The organism is Massilia agri, assembly GCF_024753255.1.
GTDB classification, from domain to species: domain Bacteria; phylum Pseudomonadota; class Gammaproteobacteria; order Burkholderiales; family Burkholderiaceae_D; genus Telluria; species Telluria agri.
The window spans coordinates 111,213-131,709 of record NZ_JANUHA010000016.1 but is presented as its reverse complement, the minus strand read 5'-3'; the positions used below and the strand labels follow the sequence as shown (position 1 = coordinate 131,709).

Genomic DNA, 20,497 nt, shown 5'->3' with positions numbered 1-20,497 from the left:
AGACTTGCCGGAATTGCAGTGAAACCGGTTTCAATCCAGTCGGAGTATGCTGTTTGCCGTTCGATTTCACCACGCTTGAACCCTATCTCGGCGACCTCGCGCTCGGCGCGCGCCTCTCCGCCCTCGCCTGCGCGCTGGCCCTGGCCGGCGGCCTGCTGCTTGGCACCGTGGCGGCCCTGATGCGCACGGCAAGCGCGCCGCTGGCCCGGCGCGTGGCCGAGGTCTACGTCGACGTCTTCCGCAACGTCCCCTTCATCGTCCAGCTGTTCTTCCTGTTCTACGGCCTGCCCGAGATCGGCGTCGAGCTGAGCGCCTTCGCCACCGGCGTGCTCGCGCTCTCGCTGGCGGGCGGCGCCTTCACCTCCGACGTAATCCGCTCCGGCATCCTGGCGGTGGAGCCGGGCGTGCTGGAGGCGGCCCAGGTCAGCGGCCTGTCGCGCCTGGCAATCTACCGCCGCATCGTGCTGCCCATCGCGCTGCGCACCTCGGTCCGCCCGCTCGGATCGGTGTTCGTCAACCTGATCCTGACCTCGTCCATCCTGTCGGCGATCACCATCAACGAACTGACCGGCACCGCGAAGATCGTCGCCTCGGATACCTTCCAGCCCTTCGAGGTCTACCTCCTGCTGCTCCTGCTGTACGCGGCGATGACCTGGCTGGTGTCGCTCGCGAGCGGGGCGCTGCACCGGCGCCTGAACCGGAACCTCGCCTGATGCGCTTCACCGATTTCACCCACCACGACCTGCTCCTGCTGCTGCAGGGCCTGGGCGTCTCCGTCGCCCTGTTCGCAGCGACCACCGCCATCGGCCTGGCTATCGGCCTCTCCTGGGCGATGCTGCGCTACTACCGCACGCCGCTGCTGGCTCCGATGGCCGCACTGCTCGCCGAACTGCTGAAGAACTCGCCGGTGCTGGTGCAGCTCTTCCTCGTCTTCTTCGGCCTGCCGGTGCTGCTGCAGACCGACCTGACGCCGGTGGAGGCGGCCCTGATTACCCTTTCAGGCAACACGGCGGCCTTCGTCTACGTGATCGCCGTCTCCGCCATCGAATCGGTCGGGCGCGAGCAGCTGGAGACGGCGCGCGTCTTCGGCCTGAGCCGCTGGCAGACGCTGCGGCGGGTCGTGGCGCCGCAGGCGGCGGCCTTCGGCTTCGGTCCGCTGACCGGGCTGCTGGTCAACCAGTTGCAGGTGACGTCCCTGATCTCGGTGATCGGCGTCGTCGACCTGACCAAGGTGGGCGCAATCCTGAATGTCCGCACGCTCAAGCCCTTCATCGTCTGGACGGTGATCGGCCTGCTGTACTACCTGCTGGCCCGCCTGATCGCAGCAAGCTGCGCCCGGTGGGAAGCGCGCCTGCGCGCGCATAGTCAATGGAAGGGTTTGTAAGATGATCGAGATCGCAGGCGTGATCAAGCGCTTCGGCGCCAACACGGTCCTCGACGGCATCGACCTGCGCATCGCGCCGGGCGAGGTGGTGTCCATCCTCGGGGCCAGCGGCTCCGGCAAATCGACCCTGATCCGCTGCATCAATGGGCTGGAAAAGCTCGATGGCGGCGCGATCTCGGTCGACGGCCACCGCGTCGACGATCCGAACGGCCTGCGCCAGGCGCGCCGCAGCTGCGGCACGGTGTTCCAGCTGTTTAACCTGTACCCGCACATGACGGCGCTGCAGAACATCACGCTGGCCCCGATCGAGGTATTGAAAGTGCCGCGCCGCCAGGCCGAAGAAGAAGCGCGCGAACTGCTCGCCGCCGTGGGGCTGCTCGAGCGCGCGGATGCCTGGCCCGCCCAGCTTTCCGGCGGACAGCGCCAGCGCGTCGGCATCTGCCGCGCCCTGGCCATGAAGCCGCGCTACCTGCTGCTCGACGAAGTCACCAGCGCGCTCGATCCGGAAATGACGGCCGAAGTGCTGGCCATCCTCGGCAAGCTGGCGCGAAGCGGGACCACCATGCTCTTCGTCACCCACGAGATCGAATTCGCGCGCCACATCTCGAACCGCATCGTGTTCCTGGACGGGGGGCGCCTGCTGGCCGACCTGCCGGCCGCGCACTTCTTCGCCCAGGACGGCGGCATGGCGCAGCCGCGCATCGCCCAATTTTTATCAAGAATGAGTAAATCGTAAATCATGAAAATGCTGCTTGCGAATGCCGAGGCCTGGCCCGGCTTCGAGACCACGGTCGACCTCTTGAGGCGGGACGGCGCCGGCATCGACGCCATGGTGGCCGGCATCGCCAAGGTCGAACGCGAGGCGAAGGTGCGCAGCGTCGGCTACGGCGGCTGGCCGAACATGCTGGGCGAGATGGAATTCGACGCCGGCGTCATGGACGGCACCACGCGCGACGTCGGCGCGGTTGGCGCGGTCCCCGGCACCCTGCCCGTCTCCGCCCTGGCGCACGAGGTGATGAAGCATCTGCCGCACGTGATGCTGACGGGTGCCGGTGCGCGCCGCTTCGCCACCGAGCGCGGTTTCGCTGTTGATGAGGTGCTGCATCCGGACAGCAGGCGCGTCTGGTGGGAAAAGCTGGAGAAGGAGATGTCGCCGGAGCAGCGCGCGGCCTTCCCCGACATCCCGCTGGCCCCACTCAGCAACACCATCACCGACCCGGAACGCGTGCGCGACACCACGGTCTTCCTGGGCCGCGACGCCGGCGAGCATATCGGCGTCGTCACCTCGACCTCGGGCTGGGCGTGGAAATATCCGGGGCGTTTGGGCGATTCGCCAATCCCTGGCGCCGGCTTCTACGCGGACAGCCGCTACGGCGCCGCAGCCTGCACCCATACCGGCGAAATGACCATGCGCTGCGGGACCTCGCGCAGCATCGTGCTGGCGATGCGGCTCGGCTACTCTTTGGCGGACGCCATCAAGCTGGCGGTCGAGGAGCTGTCCGAGCTGAAGTCCGGCTTCCTGGCCGGCGTCGTCATCCACGCCATGGACGCAAACGGCAATCACCAGGTCGTCAACTACCGCTGCGACGAAGAGATTCGCTACTGGTACTGGGACGAGCGCATGGCCGCGCCGGAACTGCGCGTCGCCGCCAGGGCCACACCATGAAAGGATTGAATATGCAGCTTCGTTTCACCCGTTTCGCCGCCGCGGCAGCCATGCTGCTGCTCGCGGCATCCGCACAGGCGGGTCGCATCGAGGACATCAAGGCGCGCGGCTACGTGCGCATCGGCGTGTCGCTGGGCGGCGAGCCGGTCGGCTTTCGCAACGCCAGCAACGAGCCGGTTGGCTACGACGTCGACGTCGCCAGGCAGCTGGCCGCCAGGCTCGGCGTGCCGGTGCGCTTTTCGGACGTGTCCAGCGACGCGCGCATTTCGATGCTGATGTCGAAACAGCTCGACCTGGTGGTGGCGAACGTCTCGATCACGCCGCAGCGCGCACGCGTGGTGGACTTTTCGATTCCATACAACCAGGCGGGCCTGCGGGTGATCGCCCAGAAACGCGCCCAGGTCAGGACGCTGGCGGACCTGAACGGCAAGCGCGTCGTGGTCGGACGCGGCACCACGGCGGACGCCTTCCTGAAGAAGTCGGCGCCGCGGGCGGTGGTGGTCTACACCGACAATTTCGCGCCGGACGGCGTCCTGCTGCTGCAGCAGAAGCGGGTCGACGCCGGCATCGAGGACTCCTCGCTGCTCGACTACCTCGCCAGCAAGAACGCCCAACTGGAGACCCTGCCGACGATGTACGGCAACACGCCGATCGGCATCGCGATGGCCAAGGGCGATCCGGCGCTGCTCAAGTTCGTGAACGGCTTCGTCTCGGACTACATCAGGTCAGGCGCCTACGCGGCCAACTACAGGAAGTGGTGGGGCAGCAAAGCCGTACCGCCGGTACTGTCGCCACAGGGGCAGTAGCGTCAACCGGTCAGGCGTGGGACGAAGCGGGTGGCGACCAATACCTGCTCGCTTACCCGCGCCAGCCGGGCGGGCTGTTCGAGGATCCGCACGATCTGCGCCACGTAGTCCCGCTTGTCCGCGCCGATCGATGAAATCGGATAGGCGTCGAACTGCGTCAGCGAGACGTTGTCGAAGCCGTACAGGCGAAAGCGCGCCGGCCGGTGCTCCGGAAAATGCCGGCGGTGCGCATCGAGCACGCCCATCGCCATCGCGTCCGAGGTGCAGAACACGGCATCGGTCGCATCCACATCGATACTCGGCGCCAGCGCCCGGCCGCTGGCATAGGAATAATCGCCCGCCAGCTCTCCCAGCTGGGTGATGCCATGCCGCGCCAGGGCCGTGCGGTAGGAGGCGATGCGCGCCTGCTCCACCCGTGACATGGTGCGCCCGGTCAGCAGCAGCGCGCTGCGCACGCCCTTGGCCGCCGCATCGGCAACGGCTTCGCGGATGCCCTGGTCCTCGTCCATCGTCACCGACGGCGCACCCGCATCGTGGTGTCCGTTGAGCATCAGGACTGCATTGTTGCGGAACATGCGCCGCACGGTGCCGGCATCGGCGAAATCGGAGAACACCAGGGCCGCATCGACGTGATAGGCAAGCCCATCGCGCAGGAAGGTCTCGGCGTGCTCGCCGGCCCCGATGCGGATGAAGATCACCTGCTTGCCGATCGCCTGGATCTGCGCCAGCAGCAGGTCGAACAGGTCCAGGTCCGACAGGTCGTGGATGTGGTTGACGAGGATGGCGACAAGGTTAACGGTCTTGCTGGCGAGCCCGCGCGCGAGCGGATTGGGGCGAAAGCCCAGGGTCTCGGCCGCACGCAGCACCCGTTCGCGCTTGTCCGCGGACACCGGCCGCGGCTGCGCCGACAGCGCGCGCGACGCGATCGCCCGCGACACGCCGGCAAGTTTGGCGACATCGGACAAGGTCGGGGCCAGGGCGGTTTTCGGGGCGTCGTTCATCGATCCGATTATACCCGCGGCCCTTGCCTGCTCAGTTCCAGCGCCCGGCTGCCCCTCCCACGCTGTACCTGCCTGCGCCCAGCAAGGCCACGGCGAGCGCGCCACCCAGGTACATGCCCTGCAGTTCGAGCGCCCATCCGCCCGTCTGGTTCAACGAGAAGAACTCACCCGTATGCACCAGCAGCAGGGCCACGACCATATTGATCGCCACGACGAGAGCGGCGACCCGGGTGTAGAGGCCGAACAGGATCAACAGCGGAGCGATCACCTCGCCGACATAGACCAGGTAGCCGAAGGCGCCCGGCAGCCCGGCCTTCTCCAGCATGCCGGTGATGAAGCCGACGCCCCCGATCAGCTTGGACACGCCATGGAAGAGCAGCATGAGGGCGAGGATCACACGCAGGAGCAATTTCCCTTGGTCCTCACGCTGGTGCACGGAAAGGGGTGTGGTGGTTTCCATCAGCGATCTCCTTCAAAGGTGCGGCCGATCCAGCTTACTCTCCTGTCCCGAATCCCGGCGCATCACCGGCTTGCCGACGCAAACCCGTGCGCATTCTCGCCTTCACGCATCCGGCGGCCCGCTGCCGCCGCTCCTGTGCAGTCTCAAGCCAGCCGGGCCTTCGCTGGCTAGAATCGATGTGCCTCTCGCCTGAAATCGGCGCTTTGCTTGTCGCAGAACAATATCTGGCGATGTCGTGGAGAGAACGGCGGAACTTTTTTCGTGGACCACATCCATTCTCCGGCGAGCCGCCGGCAATGCACCGCGAGGCCTACCATGAACGAACGATTCCTCACCTTCCTGCTGCTGGCACGCTGGTCCAGCGCACTGCTCGCCCTCATGTACCACGTCCGATTCCTCGCCTTCATCAACTACGACGCCGTCGAAGACAAGAACATCCTGCTCACCGGCTTGTATTTCCTGACCGGGCTCGGCCACGAGTCCTACGCGATCTTCTTCATCCTCGACGGCATCCTCGCCGGCCTCATCCTGCACAGGCAGCGGTCCGGGCTGGCCGCAGACGGCGCCAGCCTGGGCCGGCACGCCCTCAAGCTCTACCGCCTGATGTTGCCCGGCCTGGTGCTGGGCGCACTCCTCGACTACGCGGGCGTGCGCCTGTTCATTGGCACCGGCGTGTACACGGACTTCCCGGAATTCAGCACGCTCGCGCTCGGCTATGTGCCGCTGCTCGGGAACGTCTTCATGCTGCAGCCCTTCGTCGTCCCCAACTTCGGTGGCAACAGCATGCTGTACCTGCTGTCCTACCTGTTCTGGTCCCTGGTCCTGCTGGTCCTGTTCGTGCGCGCCGCCGGCCTGCCGCCGCCCTGGCGCCGCCTCGCACGGGTCGCGCTGCTGGCCGCGGTCATGCTCCTGATGCCTTACAAATTCCTGATCTGGGCCGCGATCTGGCTGGCCGGCCTCGGCCTGGTCTTCCTGGCCGAATCGCGGGCCTGGCGTCCGCCGCTCCTGCCCGCGCTGCTGCTGTGCGGCGCGACGCTGCTGCTGTCCCGGGTGCTGGGACCCGGCACGCGCGGCATGGAACCGGTGCTGCGCGACTGGGTGATCCAGCTGGGCTTTCTTGGCGCCGGCCTGGGCTTCGCCGCGATTGCCTGGTCACTGTTTCCGAAGCGGCAGGCGTGGCAGGGCGAAAGCGGGGCATACTCGGCCCTGCGGGAAGCCGACACCTGGTCGGCCCAGGCGGCCTCCTTCACCTTCTTCTTCCACTTCCCGGTCATCATGCTGCTCACGGCGTTGGGCGACGCGCGCCTGGGCCAACCGCTGATGCAGCAACCGACCATGTCCGCCTCCCTGTGGTTCGCCTTCCTGGCACTGGCCTCGGTGCTGGCTGCGCTATTCGTGACCGGCGCGCTGGCGGCGCTGTTGCGCATGCTTGCCGGCCTCGCCCACGCCATGGCGGCCAGGAGGCAGCGGCGCGGCACCCTGCCCTGAACTAGGCGAGCACAGGCTCGTTGCGCGCACACAGGTGCGACATGTACAGATAGACGAGGTAGAGCAGCGAACGGGCGAGCGCGTAGGCGAACAAGGAGCCATGCAGCGACAGGGGCGCCACGAAGACCGCAAGGGTCGCGAGGAAGAGCGCGACCTGCCAGAGCAGCTCCATGCGCTGCTTGCCGGCCACGAAAAAGACGTAGCTCAGGGGACTGGCGACGAAGTTCAAGAAGCACAATGGGGCGAGGATGCGCGCCAGCTCGCCCGCCGCGCGCCAGTCCTCGCCGAAGAGCCAGGCGAACAAGGCGGGAGAGAACAGCAGCAGCAGCAGGGTCGGCGGCAGGGCCAGCAGCACCAGGGCCTTGAAGGTGCTGCGATACACGGCCATGCAATTGCCAACGGATTCGAACTCGTTGACGGCCTGGCGCTTGAAGACTTCCAGGATCGAGGTGGCGATCAGGGCGGTGGGTGCGGCCAGCACCCGCTGCGTCAGCGCGAACAGGCCTGCGGCCAGCGCCCCGTGGTGGATGCCGATCATGAATAGTGGCAGTTGCCCGACCATCGTGTTCAGCAGGCTCGAGGGCAGCGAATAGCGCCAGAAGGCCTTGTGCTTCAGGAGGTAGTCGCGCTGGGCCCGATCGAGGAAGAAGCGCAGGCGCGGGCGGGGCGGCGACAGCAGCATGCGTCCCGCGAGCAGGCCTGCGCACAGCCCGATCAATTGCCCCACCAGCAGGGCGGCGCCGTCCAGGCCGGCATACAGCAATCCGAGCTGGCTGGCCGCGATGGTCCCGGCCTGCAGCAGCTTGATCCTGGCCGCCGTGCCGAAGCGCCGGTGCGACGCCGCATACGCCAGCGTCGTCTGGATATTTGCGGTGATCCAGGTTGCCAGGCCAACCGTCGCCATCTCGCCCCAGGACACCGTTCTCAAGGGCGGCAGTCCGAAGGCGCAGGCGCACAGCGAGCACAGCGTGAGCGCGATGGCGAGCAGGGTCGCGACATAGGCGACGACGCCGAAACACAGGCGCTGCTGCTGCCGTTCGTGGTCGATCACCATGGCGTTTTCCACGCGCAGCGTGGCGACGAGCGAGGTCACGGCGATCACGCCGAGCCAGACGCTGAAGCTGCCCATTTCGGCTGGGGTGCACAGGCGTGTGAGCAGGGGCGCGGCCAGCAGGGTCAGCGCCTGCGCGCCTGTCGCTCCAGTCATGACAGTAGCGACATTCCTCCAGAACTCGGGCCGCGGCATGCTCATGGGACGTCGTCAGAGTAGCTCACATGAAAGGATCGTATCGGGATGCCCCCGGGCAGTGTTCATCCACGTCCAAGGGACCTTGTAAATCTGGGTAAAGACACTCCCTCGCAGCGGCCTCTTCCGTATCGCGGGCAGGGCTTTCCCATGGCGGCGATGCGTGGCGCCTCCCGATGCTAACTTCAAGAATCGAACCGCTCCTTGCGCAATCTCGTACGCCGCGTGCTGTCCGAGCCGCGGCGCCGGTGCGGGTCGAGCGGGCGCAAGGCGTCCCTTGCAACCGACGCGCCGTACGGGGTGTGTGGTCGGACCTGCACCCAGCTAGCCGGCGGCGGGCTTCGGCGCCGGACGTGGCGGTGGCCCCATGCGCGCGTTGGCGTTCTCGATGTCGGCCGCGATCAGCCAGCGTCCGTCGACGCGGCGCAGCACCAGCACGAACTTGCCGAAGTCGCCCGGCTGGCCGGCGGGACCGTAGGCGCCCACCACATAGGCCAGCTCGCCCGATGCACGGTAATCGATGGCGCGCAGGGTGGTCGGCATGCCGCCGCCATGCGAATACGCCTTGCGGATGCTGTCGGCGCCGCGCGCCGGCGGCTGGCCACCGGGCAGGGCGAAGCCGTCCGGGGCGAACAGCGCCGCGAGGGCGCCGGCGTCGTTGGCGGCCCAGGCGCGTTCGTAGTCGCGCAGCAGGCGGTCGACTTCCGGCGGCACCGCCACCGAGGGCAGGGTCTGGGCAAGGGCGGGAACGGCCAGCAGGCCGGCCAGGAGCGGCGCCAGCAAGCGTCTGCGCATGATGAAGATCCTCATTGTGTTGGAAACAGGCCGATTCTAGTGGGCGCTGCCGTGCGCGGCCACCAAAAGTCGATATGCATGGGGCATTTCGCGGTCGCGCCGGTCCGCGCCGGCACCCTGCCCGCCCGCCGCACTTGGCGAACGCCGCGTTTTGCTTTATACATAGTTGTTTTGTCTTGACGCTCGCCTACCTCACCGCATGAATGTCCCGCTTCCTTCCCTGCGCCTTTCCGCCAACAGCGTGGTCAGCGCCACCTGCGTCATCGGCCTGCTGTATTTCGGCCGCGACGTGCTGGAACCCCTGGCCCTGGCGCTGATCCTGAGCCTGGTGCTGGCGCCGTTGGTGCGCAGCATGACGCGGGCGGGGCTGGCGCGCATGCCGGCGGTGCTGCTCTCGGTCGCCCTGGTCGCCACCTGCGTGGTGGGCATCGGCGCGGTGCTGGCCAGCCAGCTGGTCACGATCACGCGCGACCTGCCGCAGTACCGGGCCGCGATCAAGGCCAAGGTGGTCAAGGTGCGCGACATGGTCGAGCGGCCGCTGACCCGGATCGAAGCCGAGCTCACGGCGGTGGCGCCGCCGGGCACGGTGGAGCCGACCCGCGCCCGGCGCGGCACGCTGGCGGCCGCCAACCAGCCGGTGCCGGTCGAGGTGCGGGTCCCGCGCACCATGAAGGACACGCTGGGCCGCGCCATCGCCCTGGTCTGGGGGCCGGTGGGCGAAGCCGGCGTGGTGCTGATCCTGCTGGTCTTCATCCTGCTGGAGCAGGGTTCCCTGCGCGACCGCCTGGTGCGGCTCGCCGGGCAGGCGGAGGTCAGCCGCACCATCCGCACGCTCGGCGACGCCGCCCAGGGCGTATCGCGCTTCTTCTTCTCGCAGTTCATCGTGAACGCCACCTTCGGCATCGTGATCGGCCTGTCGCTGTGGCTGGCCGGCGTCCCGCATGCCGTGCTGTGGGGCGTCCTGAGCGGGGTGCTGCGCTTCGTGCCCTATCTCGGCGTGCTGCTGGCCGGCGCCATCATCGCCGTGTTCGTCGCCGCGATCGACCCGGGCTGGACCCTGGCCCTGACCTGCATGGCGATCTTCCTCGCTTTCGAGCTGCTGCTGGCGAACTTCATCGAACCGAACGTCTATGGCCACAGTTCCGGCCTCTCTCCGCTGGCGGTGATCGTCTCGGCCCTGTTCTGGGGCGTGCTGTGGGGCCCTGTGGGACTGCTGCTGTCGACTCCGCTGACCCTGTGCCTGGTGGTGGCCGGGCGCCACGTGCGCGGCCTGGCGCCGGTCACCATCCTGCTGGGCGACGCGCCGAACATGACGGACGCCGAGCGCTTCCACCAGCGCGTGCTGGCGGGCGAAGCGGAAGAACTGGGCAAGGATGCGCAAGCCTATGTGCGCCGCTACAGCTTCGCGCGCTACTGCGACCACGTGCTGCTCCCCGGCCTGCGCATGGCGGTCTCGGACCTGGGCGCCGGCCTGATCGACAAGGCCCAGCAGGAAAGGATGCGCGCGGTGATCGCCAACATCGCCGAGACCGTGTCATCGAGCTCGGACCGGCGCTCGCGCATGCGTCGCAAGCCGGTGCCGCTGCTGGACGCCAACATCGGCGCCCACCTGCGCCAGATGCGCGAGGCGCGCTTCGGCCGCTGGCAGGGCTCGCTCGACGTGCCGGCCGGCTCCATCGTGCTGTGCGCCGGCCTGCCGTCCGAGCGCGACGAATTCCTCACCGAGCTGCTGGTGCGGGCCCTGCGCGAAGGCGACGTGGATGCGCGCAGCATCATCGCAGGCAGCGCGCACGAAAGGCCGGAAGGCACCGGACCGGACCTGGTGTCGACCATCTTCATCACCTATCCGCGCCAGGACAATCTCGACGAGTGGCGCACGGAGGTGGCAAGCCTGCGCGCCGACCTGCCGGAAGCCCTCCTGGTGACGGTGCTGCTGCCCTACGACGAGCAGCTGCCCAAGCGCGCCCTGGTCGAGCCCCACGTCGACATGATCCTGCGCTCCTTCGAAGAAGGCCTGGCCTTCGTCGCGCCGGACCGCGCGGCAGGCGCCTGAGGCAAACGGTCTGGTCGAAACGGCAAGAAAGTGTGAGAATTCGTTGTTTTTGTGCTTTGGTCCGACCGAAAAATTGCCGAACTTGAGGCAGTCTTTACGATTTCCTGTATTTCGCACGTAAAATGCTTTCCCATCGGCATTATCACTATCACGGCGGAATATGAAATCGGTTCAACAAGAAGTCGACGAGCGCAGCAACCTCACTGGCACCAATAAATTCGAGCTCCTCCTGTTCCGCCTCGGCGGCGACGAGAACGGCGAGCGCAGCGAGCTGTTCGGCATCAACGTGTTCAAGATCCGCGAGATCGTCGCGATGCCCGAGATTACCGCCGTTGCCGGCTCGATGCCCCACGTGCTGGGCGTGGTCAACCTCCGCGGCCAGATCATCCAGGTACTGGACCTGCCGGCGATCGCCGGCGTCAAGCCGAAGACCGGCCTGAACATCATGCTGGTGACGGAATTCGCCCGCACTACCCAGGCCTTCGCGGTCGAGAGCGTCGAAGAGATCGTGCGCCTGGACTGGAGCCAGGTGATGTCCGCCGAGCGTACCGCCGCCAGCGGCATGGTGACCAGCATCGCCCGCCTGCCGGAGATCGACGGCGAACCGGGCCGCCTGGCCCAGGTGCTCGATGTCGAGACCATCCTGCGCGACATGAACCCGGATTCCGGTCCCGAAATCAACCAGCAGACCGTCGGCGCCAAGATCCACATCAAGCCGGGCTCGGTGATCCTGGCGGCGGACGACTCCGTGGTCGCACGCGCCCTGATCGAAGACGGCCTGAATGCGATGGGCCTGCCCTTCATCTTGACCAAGAGCGGCAAGGAAGCCTGGGACCAATTGAACAGCATCGCCAATGCGGCCGAAGCCGAGGGCAAGAACGTGCACGACAAGGTCGCCCTGGTCCTGACCGACCTCGAGATGCCGGAGATGGATGGGTTCACGCTCACCCGCAATATCAAAAAGACCGGTCGCTTCTCGGGCATGCCGGTGGTAATCCACTCCTCGCTGTCGGGCACCACCAACGAGGAACACGTCAAGAACGTCCAGGCCGACGCCTACGTCGCCAAGTTCTCGGCCGAAGACCTCGCCACCACCCTGCGCCGCCTGCTGCGCCAGTAAGCCTTCCCGACGCGGGCGCCATCCGGCGTCCGCGTGTCAACGCCTTCCCGGCATCTCCCGTTGTGTTGTAACAATCGCTAACACAATCAACGGTGCGTGCGCCTGCGATCATGTAATATTGACAACAAGTCGGTATGAGTCATCGGGGTACCGGCCAGGCAGAGGCATCCCCTCTGCCGCCTGTCCAATGGCCGACGCCACCCTGGCGCCGGCAGAGAGCGAACCATGCCGCAACGACGACGAGACGACGAGACCGCAGTAACTGCCGAGTACGCCTTCTTCCTGGCGGAAACCCGGGGCCTGCGCTTTGCGCTCGATTACCTCGACAACTGCCACATCCCACGCGACATCCTGCTGCGCGCGGTTGAAGCGCCCGAGCGCCGCCGGCGCATCGAGCGGCGCCGCTATCCGCGCAACGACTGAGACCTCCACCGCCGTGCAAGGCGAAGCGCGCGGCGGGCCCGCTTGCGGCGTGCTACCGCGGGCGCAAAACAGGGGCGCTCATGAAACGCAACTATCGCTGGCGCACCGAGGACGGTGCCGGGCTTGAACATCTCGACCTGCAACAGCGGGAGGACGTGATCGTCGCGGAAGGAACGGTCATTTGCGATGGCCCCTGCGCCTTCAACTACCGGATCTGCTGCGACAGCGGCTGGCGTGTCCGTTCCGTCGAGGTCCACGTAGCTGGAGGCAAGTCCATTGTGCTGACCACCGACGGCGACGGCGCCTGGCGCGACGGCGATGGCCAAGCCTTGCCGCACCTCCACGGCTGCGCCGACGTCGACATCTCGGCCACTCCCTTCACGAACACCCTGCCGATCCGCCGCCTGGGCGGCCAGCTGGGCCAGCGCACCGAGCTGCTCATGGCCTGGATCAGCGTGCCGGACCTCGCCGTGCACCGCGCGCCCCAGGCATATACGAGATTGCCCGATGGCCGCTATCGCTTCGAGGCGCTGGACAGTGGCTTCGAAGCCACGCTCGAGGTGGATGAGCGGGGCCTGGTGCGCGACTATCCCGGGCTGTTCCGCCGCGTGGGGTGAATGTCAGTCCTGTTCGGCGCGCAGCCGGGCTTCGACCTTGGCCAGCAGGCCCGCCAGCTGGCCCCGCTCTTCAAGGCTCAGGTCCGCCAGCGCACGGGCGGCCAGTTGCTGGCCATGGCGGTGCATGTCGGCGAAGACGGTCGCGCCTTGCGGGCTCAGGAACAGGCGCGTGCTGCGCCGGTCATGCTCGTCCTGCCGCGCCTCCAGCAGGCCCTTGTCGCGCAGGCCCTGCACCAGGCGGGTCACCTGGGCCTTGTCGCGACCGGAATGCTGGACCAGGTCGCGCTGGGTGGCGCCGGGGCGGCGCGCAAAATAGCCGAGCGCCTTGCTCTCCATATGGCTGATCTCGCCCGCCCCGCCGGCGTCGATGGGCAGCGCGCCATACTTTCGCGAGCGGTACAGGTGCATGATCGTGTGCATGGCCTCCATCACCTCGCCTTCGCCGGACGACAAAAAACGGTTGACCTTATCAACTTCTTTTTCCATAATGGATGACATTATCAACTAAATCGAGCCGCCATGGAACAGCAGAACCGCCGTAGCGTACAACGCGTGCGCCATGAACTCCATATCCGCGACGTCACCGTCGCCCGCATCGCCCCGTTGGGCGACAGTTTTCTCAGCATTACCTTCCAGGGCGAGGCCCTGGCCCACTTCACCTCGCTCTCCTTCGACGACCACGTCAAGTTCATGTTCGAGCTCAATGGCGAGCAGCTGCGGCGCGACTTCACGCCGCTGCACTACGACCTGGACAGGCGCGAACTCACCCTCGAGTTCGCCCTGCACGAGGACGGCGCTTCATCGAGCTGGGCGCGCGCCGCAACCGTCGGGCAGCGCGCCATTATAGGAGGTCCGCGCGGCTCCATGGTCATTCCACAGGACTATGACTGGCACTTGCTGGCGGGTGACCGCAGCGCATTGCCGGCGATCCGGCGCCGCCTGGCCGAGCTGCCGGCCGGCAGCAAGGTGGTGGCCGTGATCCATGCCAGCGGGGCCGATCGCCTGCCGCTCGACACGCACGCCGATCCCGATGTGCGCTGGGTCGATAGTGACGCCGCCCTGGTCGCAGCCCTGCGCGCTGTTGCGCTTCCCGCAGGAGAAGGGTTCGCCTGGTTCGCGGGCGAAGCCGCCACCGCCAAGGCCGTCCGCGCCCTCTTGCTGGAAGAAAAAGGCTTGCCAAAGGAAGCGATGCGGGTCTCGGCCTACTGGAAGCAGGGTGTGGCCGATCATCACGAAAACCTCGAATAAGCGGCATTCAGGCGTCGCCGGGCATGACGCAAGCCCTTGATGTGGCTATAATTTCGGCCTTCGCATCCAGGAATCCGCCATGTCATTGTTGAATCACGAGCTCGAACTGCTGTCGCCCGCCAAGACCGCCGAGATCGGCCGCGAGGCCATCCTCCACGGCGCCGACGCGGTCTACATCGGCGGCCCCGCCTTCGGCGCGCGCCACAACGCCAGCAATCCGCTGGAAGACATCGCCTCCCTGGTGCAGTTCGCGCACGGCTACCGCGCGCGCATCTTCGTCACCATGAACACGATCATGCACGACAGCGAGCTCGAGCTGGCACGCAAGCAGATCTGGCAGCTGTACGAGGCGGGCGTGGACGCCCTCATCATCCAGGACATGGGCCTGCTGGAAATGGACCTGCCGCCGATCCAACTGCACGCCTCGACCCAGTGCGACATCCGCACCGTGGAAAAGGCGAAGTTCCTGGGCGACGTGGGCTTTTCCCAGCTGGTGCTGGCGCGCGAGCTCACGGTCGAGCAGATCAGGAAGATCAAGAGCGAAGTGGACACGCCGCTCGAGTATTTCGTCCACGGCGCCCTGTGCGTGGCCTTCTCGGGCCAGTGCTATATCTCGCACGCCGACACCGGCCGCAGCGCCAACCGCGGCGACTGCTCGCAAGCCTGCCGCCTGCCCTACACCCTGAGCGACGGCCAGGGCCGTGTGGTGGCCTACGAAAAACACCTGCTGTCGATGAAGGACAATGACCAGAGCCGCAACCTGGAAGCCCTGGTCGACGCCGGCATCCGCTCCTTCAAGATCGAGGGCCGCTACAAGGACATGGGCTATGTGAAGAACATCACCGCCCACTACCGCCTGCTGCTGGACGAGCTGCTCGAGCGCCGTCCGGAATTCGTGCGCGCTTCCAGCGGCAGCACCCGTGTGCTGTTCACCCCGGACGTCGACAAGAACTTCCACCGCGGCCACACCGACTATTTTGCGCAAGGCCGCCAGGACGATATCGGCGCCTTCGACTCGCCCAAGTACGTGGGCGTGGAACTGGGCACGGTCACCCGTATCGGCCCGGACTTCATCGACCTCCTGACGAACGCCCCGATGGCCAATGGCGACGGCCTGAACTACATGCACAAGCGCGAGACCGTCGGCGTGCAGGCCAACACCGCCCAAAAACTCGGCGAGGATGCGGAAGGCCAGCGCTGGCGCGTGTTCCCGAACGAAGTGGTCAAGAGCCTCGAGGGCCTGAAGGTCGGCACCGTCTTTCACCGCAACCGCGACCACCACTGGGAAGCGGCCCTGAACAAGAAGTCTTCCGAGCGCAAGGTGCGCGTCGACCTGTGCCTGGAAGAACAGCCGGGCGGCCTGCGCCTGGTCGTGCGCGACGAGGACGGCATCGAGACCTCGGCCAGCGCCGAACTCGCCCTGCAGCCGGCCCAGCAGGCCGCCCAGGCGGAAGCTTCCTTGCGCACCAGCGTGGCCAAGCTCGGCAACACCATGTTCGAGGCCGGCAATGTGGAATTGAAGCTGTCCCAGCCCTGGTTCGTGCCGGCGGCCGGCATCAATGCCCTGCGCCGCGACGCCATCACCGCCCATGAAGCGGCGCGCCTGGCCGCCTGGCAGCGCCCGGAGCGCAAGGCGGCCGTGGAGCCGCCCGCGGTCTACCCGGAACAGCAGCTGAGCTACCTGGCCAACGTCTACAACGAGAAGGCGCGCGCCTTCTATCACAAGCACGGCGTGCAGCTGATCGACGCCGCCTATGAGGCGCACGAGGAAGCGGGCGAAGTGTCCCTGATGATCACCAAGCACTGCCTCCGCTTCTCCTTCAACCTGTGCCCGAAGCAGGCCAAGGGCGTGCAAGGCGTGCAGGGCCAGGTGAAGGCCGAGCCGATGACCCTGGTCAGCGGCGACGAGCGCTACACCCTGCGCTTTGACTGCAAGCCCTGCGAAATGCACGTGGTCGGCGCCATGAAGCCGGGCATCCTGAAATCGCCGCCGCCCTCGGCCGTGCCCTACAGCCCGCTGACCTTCCACCGCCAGCGTCCGCGGGCGCAGTAAAGAAAAACGCCGCCCGGTTTCCCGAGGCGGCGTTTTTCATCCGATGTCGCGGCGATCAGTCGACCGTCGCGCCGCTCTGCTTCACCACTTTCGACCAGCGCGCATGCTCGGCCTGCACGAACTTGGCGAAGTTTTCCGGCGAGTCGCCGACGTAGTCCGAGCCGGTGTCGGCCAGCACCTTCTGGAACTCGGGACCCTTCATGACCTTCTGCGCCTCGGCATTGATCTTGTCGAGGACGGCTTTCGGGGTCTTGCTCGGCGCGAAGAAACCGTACCAGGCGTAGGACTCGATCTGCGGCAGGCCCGCTTCGGCGAAGGTCGGCACGTCCGGCAGCAGCGGCGAACGCTTGGCGCTGGAGATCGCGATCGGCTTCACCTTGCCGCTCTTGATGTGCGGCATGATCGCGATCGTGCTGTCGAACATCACGGGGATGTGGCCGCCCAGCAGGTCGGAAATGGCCGGCGCCGAACCCTTGTACGGGACGTGGGTCATCTCGAGCTTGGTAACGCTGGCGAACAGTTCGCTGGTCAGGTGCTGGGGGGTGCCGTTGCCCGAGGAGCCGTAGGAGAACTGGCCCTTCTTCGACTGGATGTAGGCCATCAGTTCCTTCAGGTTCTTGGCCGGCACGGAAGGATGGGCGACCAGCACCAGGGGCACGCGCAGCAGGTTGGTCACCGGCGCGAGGTCCTTGAGCGGATCGAAGTTCATGTTCTTGTACAGGCTCGGATTGATCACGATCGGCGCGCTGGACGTGATCAGGAGCGTGTTGCCGTCCGGCTTGGCGCGGGTCACGACCGACGTGCCGATATTGCCGCCGCCACCGGCGCGGTTATCGATGACGAAGGGCTGGCCCAGACCCTGGGTGAGGCCCTTGGCGAGCGGACGCGCCGCGATGTCCGAGGGGCCGCCCGGCGGCCATGGCACGACCACGGTGACCGTGGAGCTGGGCCAGTTCTGCGCGAGCGCGCTGAACGACAAGACCGAAGCCGCAATGGCGAAACCCAACTGTTTGCCCGCGTTACCGGAGCCGAAGAATAAACGCATAGTCCCCACCTTCTGTTGATGCTGTTGATGAATTGGCATGAGCGGACAGTGTAGCGCATTCCCGGCTGGGTAACACGTCATGAATGCATACCGGCGCCGCCGCGCCATCCTCAAATTTATGCATCCGACATCATGCCGGATCATGTTTGTGGCATGCCGCACAACAGATTCATCAATTTTCACTAAGAAATGTAGATTTATTAATGGAAATACACTATTCTGTAGGAACTCTCCTACTTTGAGCATTCTCCATGGACCGCAGTTATTCCTACACCCGACGCCTGGCGCGACGCACGGCGCTTCAGAAGCGGCTGGCGGCCGTCGCGGCGGCCGGTGTGGTGGGCTGCGCGGCCCTATATGCGCTGACGGCGCCGGCGCCGGGCCCGGCCACGGCGGCCACCCGGTCGGCACCGGCCACGCTTGCCACGGCGGCGCTGCCCGGGACGGCGCAGGCGGAAGTGCTCAAGCCGGGCCAGCGCCGCGTCTATCCCTATTCCATCGTTCCCGGCGGCGTATCCGGTGCACGGGAACTCGGCCGCGTGATCCGCGAAGACAAGGTGGTCGCCGCCCATTATGCCGAATTCGATATGGCCAGGGCCCATGAGACGACGGTCACGACGCCGCGCGCCGTCCACGTGTCCTACCGCAAGGGCGACAAGGTTTACTGGACCGCGAAGAAAGTGATGCTGGCCGAGGGTGAAACCCTGGTATCCGACGGCAACATCGAGGCGCGCGCCCGTTGCGCCAACCAGATTTCCGACACCCCACGTCTTCCGGTCGAGGCCCACGGTCCGTCAGCCGAAGAGCTCGACTCCTCGGTCGTCGAAAACGATCCCGCAGCAGGCGGGCTCGAGAACGTGTCCATGGCCATGCTCGAGGGTGAAGGCGCGCCCGGCGGCTTCCTGCATGCACCGGGGACCGGCAGCGCCGGCGGCATCCTGGCCGGCGGCGCCGCGCATGAAAGCGCATCCCTGTTCGCCGCTACGGCGAATGTCCCGGGGGCGTCCAGCGGCGCCATCCTGTCCTCGCGCTCGGGCAGCTCGCGCGCCGCGCCCGGCAAGGGTGCTGAAGAATCCTCGGGCGGCGGCAGCGATGACGACAGCGGCAGTGGCGGCAGTGGCGGCGGCACCCCGGCCGAATCGAATCCGTCGACGGACACGCCCGGAACCAGCGTGCCCGGCACACCGTCCACCCCGTCGCCCCAGCCCGTGACACCGCAGCCCTCCACGCCCGGCACCACCCCGGGCGACGGCGGCAGCCCCGGTTCGCCGGGCACTTCGCCTTCGCAGCCGAACGTCCCGACGCCCGCGCTGCCTGACGGCGGCCAGTCGGGCGGCGGCGAGAGCGGCACCCCGTCCCAGCCCCCGGCCGAGATCGGCACCAATCCGTCGCCTGGCGGCCCGGACGATTCGCCTGTGCCCGAGTCCTCCCTCGAACCGCCGAAGGAGCCGGTGCAACCCGGCCAGCAGCCGGCCAAGCCGGTCGAGGTTCCCGAGCCGGGGTCGTTGTGGCTGCTGGCCCCCGGCCTGGCGCTGCTCCTGGTCCTGCGGCGCCGCAAGCGCCGCGCTTAGGCGTTCAGGCCGGGATCTTGAGCCCGGCCGCCACCGCCGGTCGCTCGCGGAAGCGGGCCAGGGCCGCCTGCAAGCGCGGGAAATCCTCGAAGCCCACCAGCTCGCCGGCATCGTAGAAGCCGACCAGGTTGTTCACCCAGGGGAAGGTCGCGATGTCGGCGATCGTGTACTCCTCGCCGGCGATCCAGGCGTGCCTGCCCAGCTGGCCTTCCAGCACGCCCAGCAGGCGTTTCGATTCATTGACGTAGCGATCGCGCGGACGCTTGTCCTCGTATTCCCGGCCGGCGAACTTGTGGAAGAAGCCGAGCTGGCCGAACATCGGCCCGATGCCGCCCATCTGGAACATCAGCCACTGGATCACCTCGTAGCGTTTACCCGGATCGCGGGGCAGGAAGCGGCCGGTCTTCTCGGCCAGGTAGATCAGGATGGCGCCCGATTCGAACAGCGCCAGTGGCTTGCCGCCGGGACCATCGGGATCGATGATGGCCGGGATCTTGTTGTTCGGATTGAGCGACAGGAAGGCCGGCGACAGCTGGTCATTGGTCTCGAAACTGACCTTGTGCGCCTCATAGGGCAGCCCCGTTTCCTCCAGCATGATCGAGGCCTTCACCCCATTGGGCGTCGGCAGCGAATACAGCTGGAGGCGGTCCGGATGTTGCGCCGGCCACTTGGCGGTGATGGGAAAGGCGGAAGCGTCGAGCATGGCAGTCCTCATACGGTTGCAGGACTGCCAACGATAGCAAAGTTCGGCGCTTCCTGCCGGAGGCGCCTTCAAGCATCCTGCACCGGCATCCCGTCCTAGCCGAACAGCTTGGCGGCCGTGCGTGCGATCAGTTCACCCTGGTGGCGAGCGCCGCCCAGCTCGATCTCGCTCGGCTGGCGCTGGCCCTGCCCGCCCGCGATGGTCGAGGCGCCATAGGGGCTGCCGCCGACGATCTCGTCAAGCGACATCTGCGGCGCATAGCTGTATGGCAGGCCGACCACCACCATGCCGAAGTGCAGCAGATTGGTGATGATCGAGAACTGCGTCGTTTCCTGGCCGCCGTGCTGGGTGGCCGTGGAGGTGAAGGCGCCGCCGACCTTGCCGTGCAGGGCGCCGCGCGCCCACAGGCCGCCGGTCTGGTCGAGGAAGGCCGCCATCTGGGAGGGCATGCGGCCGTAGCGGGTCGGCGCGCCGATGACGATGGCATCGTAGTCCGGCAGCTCGTTCACGGTGGCGATCGGCGCATCCTGCTGGAGCTTGAAGTGGGCGTTTTTCGCCACCTCCTCGGGCACCGTTTCGGGGACCCGCTTCACGTCGACCGTGGCGCCGGCCGCGCGCGCGCCTTCCGCCACTGCGTTCGCCATCTGCTCGATATGCCCGTAGGTCGAGTAATACAGTACCAGTACCTTTGCCATCGACTGCCTCCGCTAGATTGGTGGGTAGAAGGCCATTGTAGCGACAATGACCACCTTCCACCCTCGGCGTCCGGAATCGTGCGGCGAGCGCTGCGCTTCATGCGCGACCGCGCCGCCCTGTGG

Annotated in this window: 21 protein-coding genes; 13 read left to right on the top strand and 8 right to left on the bottom strand. The window is 66.9% G+C overall.

Annotated features, from left to right (window positions below):
• Window positions 1–53 precede the first annotated feature (53 nt).
• Genes NX780_RS19885 through NX780_RS19865 form a run of 5 tightly spaced genes read left to right on the top strand, consistent with a single transcriptional unit; the run spans window position 54 to window position 3,856 of the window.
• On the top strand, window positions 54–713 hold the full coding sequence (locus NX780_RS19885; protein WP_258829612.1) for an amino acid ABC transporter permease: 660 nt from the start codon (window positions 54–56) through the stop codon (window positions 711–713).
• Window positions 713–1,384: an amino acid ABC transporter permease gene (locus NX780_RS19880; RefSeq protein WP_258829611.1), complete on the top strand. Its 672-nt coding sequence runs from the start codon at window positions 713–715 to the stop codon at window positions 1,382–1,384. Before NX780_RS19885 ends, NX780_RS19880 begins: the two co-directional genes overlap by 1 nt.
• A 1-nt stretch (window position 1,385) precedes the next feature.
• Window positions 1,386–2,120, top strand: coding sequence for an amino acid ABC transporter ATP-binding protein (locus NX780_RS19875; RefSeq protein ID WP_258829610.1), 735 nt, complete (start codon window positions 1,386–1,388; stop codon window positions 2,118–2,120).
• Window positions 2,121–2,123: 3 nt separating this feature from the next.
• A complete protein-coding gene (locus tag NX780_RS19870; RefSeq protein WP_258829609.1) occupies window positions 2,124–3,050 on the top strand; it encodes a glycosylasparaginase in 927 nt (308 codons plus the stop codon).
• An 11-nt stretch (window positions 3,051–3,061) separates the two neighbouring features.
• The gene (locus tag NX780_RS19865) at window positions 3,062–3,856 is read left to right on the top strand and encodes a substrate-binding periplasmic protein (protein ID WP_258829608.1); all 795 of its coding nucleotides are present in this window, start codon (window positions 3,062–3,064) and stop codon (window positions 3,854–3,856) included.
• Window positions 3,857–3,858: 2 nt separating this feature from the next.
• Here NX780_RS19865 and NX780_RS19860 read toward each other — a convergent pair whose 3' ends face one another.
• Entirely contained in the window at window positions 3,859–4,857 is a 999-nt protein-coding gene (locus NX780_RS19860) for a LacI family DNA-binding transcriptional regulator (RefSeq protein WP_258829607.1), read from the bottom strand.
• A gap of 31 nt (window positions 4,858–4,888) precedes the next feature.
• Window positions 4,889–5,317, bottom strand: a complete 429-nt coding sequence (locus NX780_RS19855; protein WP_258829606.1) for a DoxX family protein — start codon at window positions 5,315–5,317, stop codon at window positions 4,889–4,891.
• A gap of 315 nt (window positions 5,318–5,632) precedes the next feature.
• On the opposite strand from NX780_RS19855, the gene NX780_RS19850 reads away from it, so the two are divergent.
• Window positions 5,633–6,805, top strand: coding sequence for a hypothetical protein (locus NX780_RS19850; RefSeq protein WP_258829605.1), 1,173 nt, complete (start codon window positions 5,633–5,635; stop codon window positions 6,803–6,805).
• Window position 6,806: 1 nt separating this feature from the next.
• On the opposite strand, the gene NX780_RS19845 is transcribed toward NX780_RS19850, so the two are convergent.
• Both NX780_RS19845 and NX780_RS19840 read right to left on the bottom strand, forming a co-directional pair.
• Complete coding sequence (locus tag NX780_RS19845) at window positions 6,807–8,012, bottom strand: lipopolysaccharide biosynthesis protein (RefSeq protein ID WP_258829604.1); 1,206 nt, start codon at window positions 8,010–8,012, stop codon at window positions 6,807–6,809.
• A 363-nt stretch (window positions 8,013–8,375) separates the two neighbouring features.
• Window positions 8,376–8,846: a YybH family protein gene (locus tag NX780_RS19840; protein ID WP_258829603.1), complete on the bottom strand. Its 471-nt coding sequence runs from the start codon at window positions 8,844–8,846 to the stop codon at window positions 8,376–8,378.
• Window positions 8,847–9,045: 199 nt separating this feature from the next.
• Here NX780_RS19840 and NX780_RS19835 point away from each other — a divergent pair, with 199 nt between their 5' ends.
• From NX780_RS19835 to NX780_RS19820, 4 genes are all read left to right on the top strand, one after another.
• Window positions 9,046–10,899 carry an AI-2E family transporter gene (locus NX780_RS19835; RefSeq protein ID WP_258829602.1) on the top strand — a complete coding sequence of 618 codons (1,854 nt, stop codon included), beginning with the start codon at window positions 9,046–9,048 and terminating at the stop codon, window positions 10,897–10,899.
• A gap of 160 nt (window positions 10,900–11,059) precedes the next feature.
• Window positions 11,060–12,019, top strand: coding sequence for a chemotaxis protein (locus NX780_RS19830; protein ID WP_258829601.1), 960 nt, complete (start codon window positions 11,060–11,062; stop codon window positions 12,017–12,019).
• Between the two features lie 225 nt (window positions 12,020–12,244).
• A complete protein-coding gene (locus NX780_RS19825) occupies window positions 12,245–12,442 on the top strand; it encodes a hypothetical protein (RefSeq protein WP_258829600.1) in 198 nt (65 codons plus the stop codon).
• An 80-nt stretch (window positions 12,443–12,522) separates the two neighbouring features.
• The gene (locus NX780_RS19820) at window positions 12,523–13,059 is read left to right on the top strand and encodes a putative glycolipid-binding domain-containing protein (protein WP_258829599.1); all 537 of its coding nucleotides are present in this window, start codon (window positions 12,523–12,525) and stop codon (window positions 13,057–13,059) included.
• 3 nt (window positions 13,060–13,062) lie between these two features.
• Here the strand turns inward: NX780_RS19820 and NX780_RS19815 are convergent, their stop codons facing one another.
• On the bottom strand, window positions 13,063–13,545 hold the full coding sequence (locus NX780_RS19815; RefSeq protein ID WP_258829598.1) for a MarR family winged helix-turn-helix transcriptional regulator: 483 nt from the start codon (window positions 13,543–13,545) through the stop codon (window positions 13,063–13,065).
• Between the two features lie 33 nt (window positions 13,546–13,578).
• Here NX780_RS19815 and NX780_RS19810 point away from each other — a divergent pair, with 33 nt between their 5' ends.
• Window positions 13,579–14,307, top strand: coding sequence for a siderophore-interacting protein (locus NX780_RS19810; RefSeq protein WP_258829597.1), 729 nt, complete (start codon window positions 13,579–13,581; stop codon window positions 14,305–14,307).
• A 79-nt stretch (window positions 14,308–14,386) separates the two neighbouring features.
• The gene (locus NX780_RS19805; RefSeq protein ID WP_258829596.1) at window positions 14,387–16,360 is read left to right on the top strand and encodes a peptidase U32 family protein; all 1,974 of its coding nucleotides are present in this window, start codon (window positions 14,387–14,389) and stop codon (window positions 16,358–16,360) included.
• A 55-nt stretch (window positions 16,361–16,415) separates the two neighbouring features.
• Here NX780_RS19805 and NX780_RS19800 read toward each other — a convergent pair whose 3' ends face one another.
• Window positions 16,416–17,405 (bottom strand): Bug family tripartite tricarboxylate transporter substrate binding protein, encoded by a 990-nt coding sequence (locus NX780_RS19800; protein ID WP_258829595.1) that lies wholly within the window; start codon window positions 17,403–17,405, stop codon window positions 16,416–16,418.
• 251 nt (window positions 17,406–17,656) lie between these two features.
• Between NX780_RS19800 and NX780_RS25260 the strand changes: the two genes are divergently transcribed.
• On the top strand, window positions 17,657–18,976 hold the full coding sequence (locus NX780_RS25260; RefSeq protein WP_307732971.1) for a PEP-CTERM sorting domain-containing protein: 1,320 nt from the start codon (window positions 17,657–17,659) through the stop codon (window positions 18,974–18,976).
• A gap of 4 nt (window positions 18,977–18,980) precedes the next feature.
• Here NX780_RS25260 and NX780_RS19790 read toward each other — a convergent pair whose 3' ends face one another.
• Both NX780_RS19790 and wrbA read right to left on the bottom strand, forming a co-directional pair.
• On the bottom strand, window positions 18,981–19,679 hold the full coding sequence (locus NX780_RS19790) for a glutathione S-transferase N-terminal domain-containing protein (RefSeq protein WP_258829594.1): 699 nt from the start codon (window positions 19,677–19,679) through the stop codon (window positions 18,981–18,983).
• A 95-nt stretch (window positions 19,680–19,774) separates the two neighbouring features.
• On the bottom strand, window positions 19,775–20,374 hold the full coding sequence (gene wrbA / locus NX780_RS19785; protein ID WP_258829593.1) for an NAD(P)H:quinone oxidoreductase: 600 nt from the start codon (window positions 20,372–20,374) through the stop codon (window positions 19,775–19,777).
• Window positions 20,375–20,497: the final 123 nt, after the last annotated feature.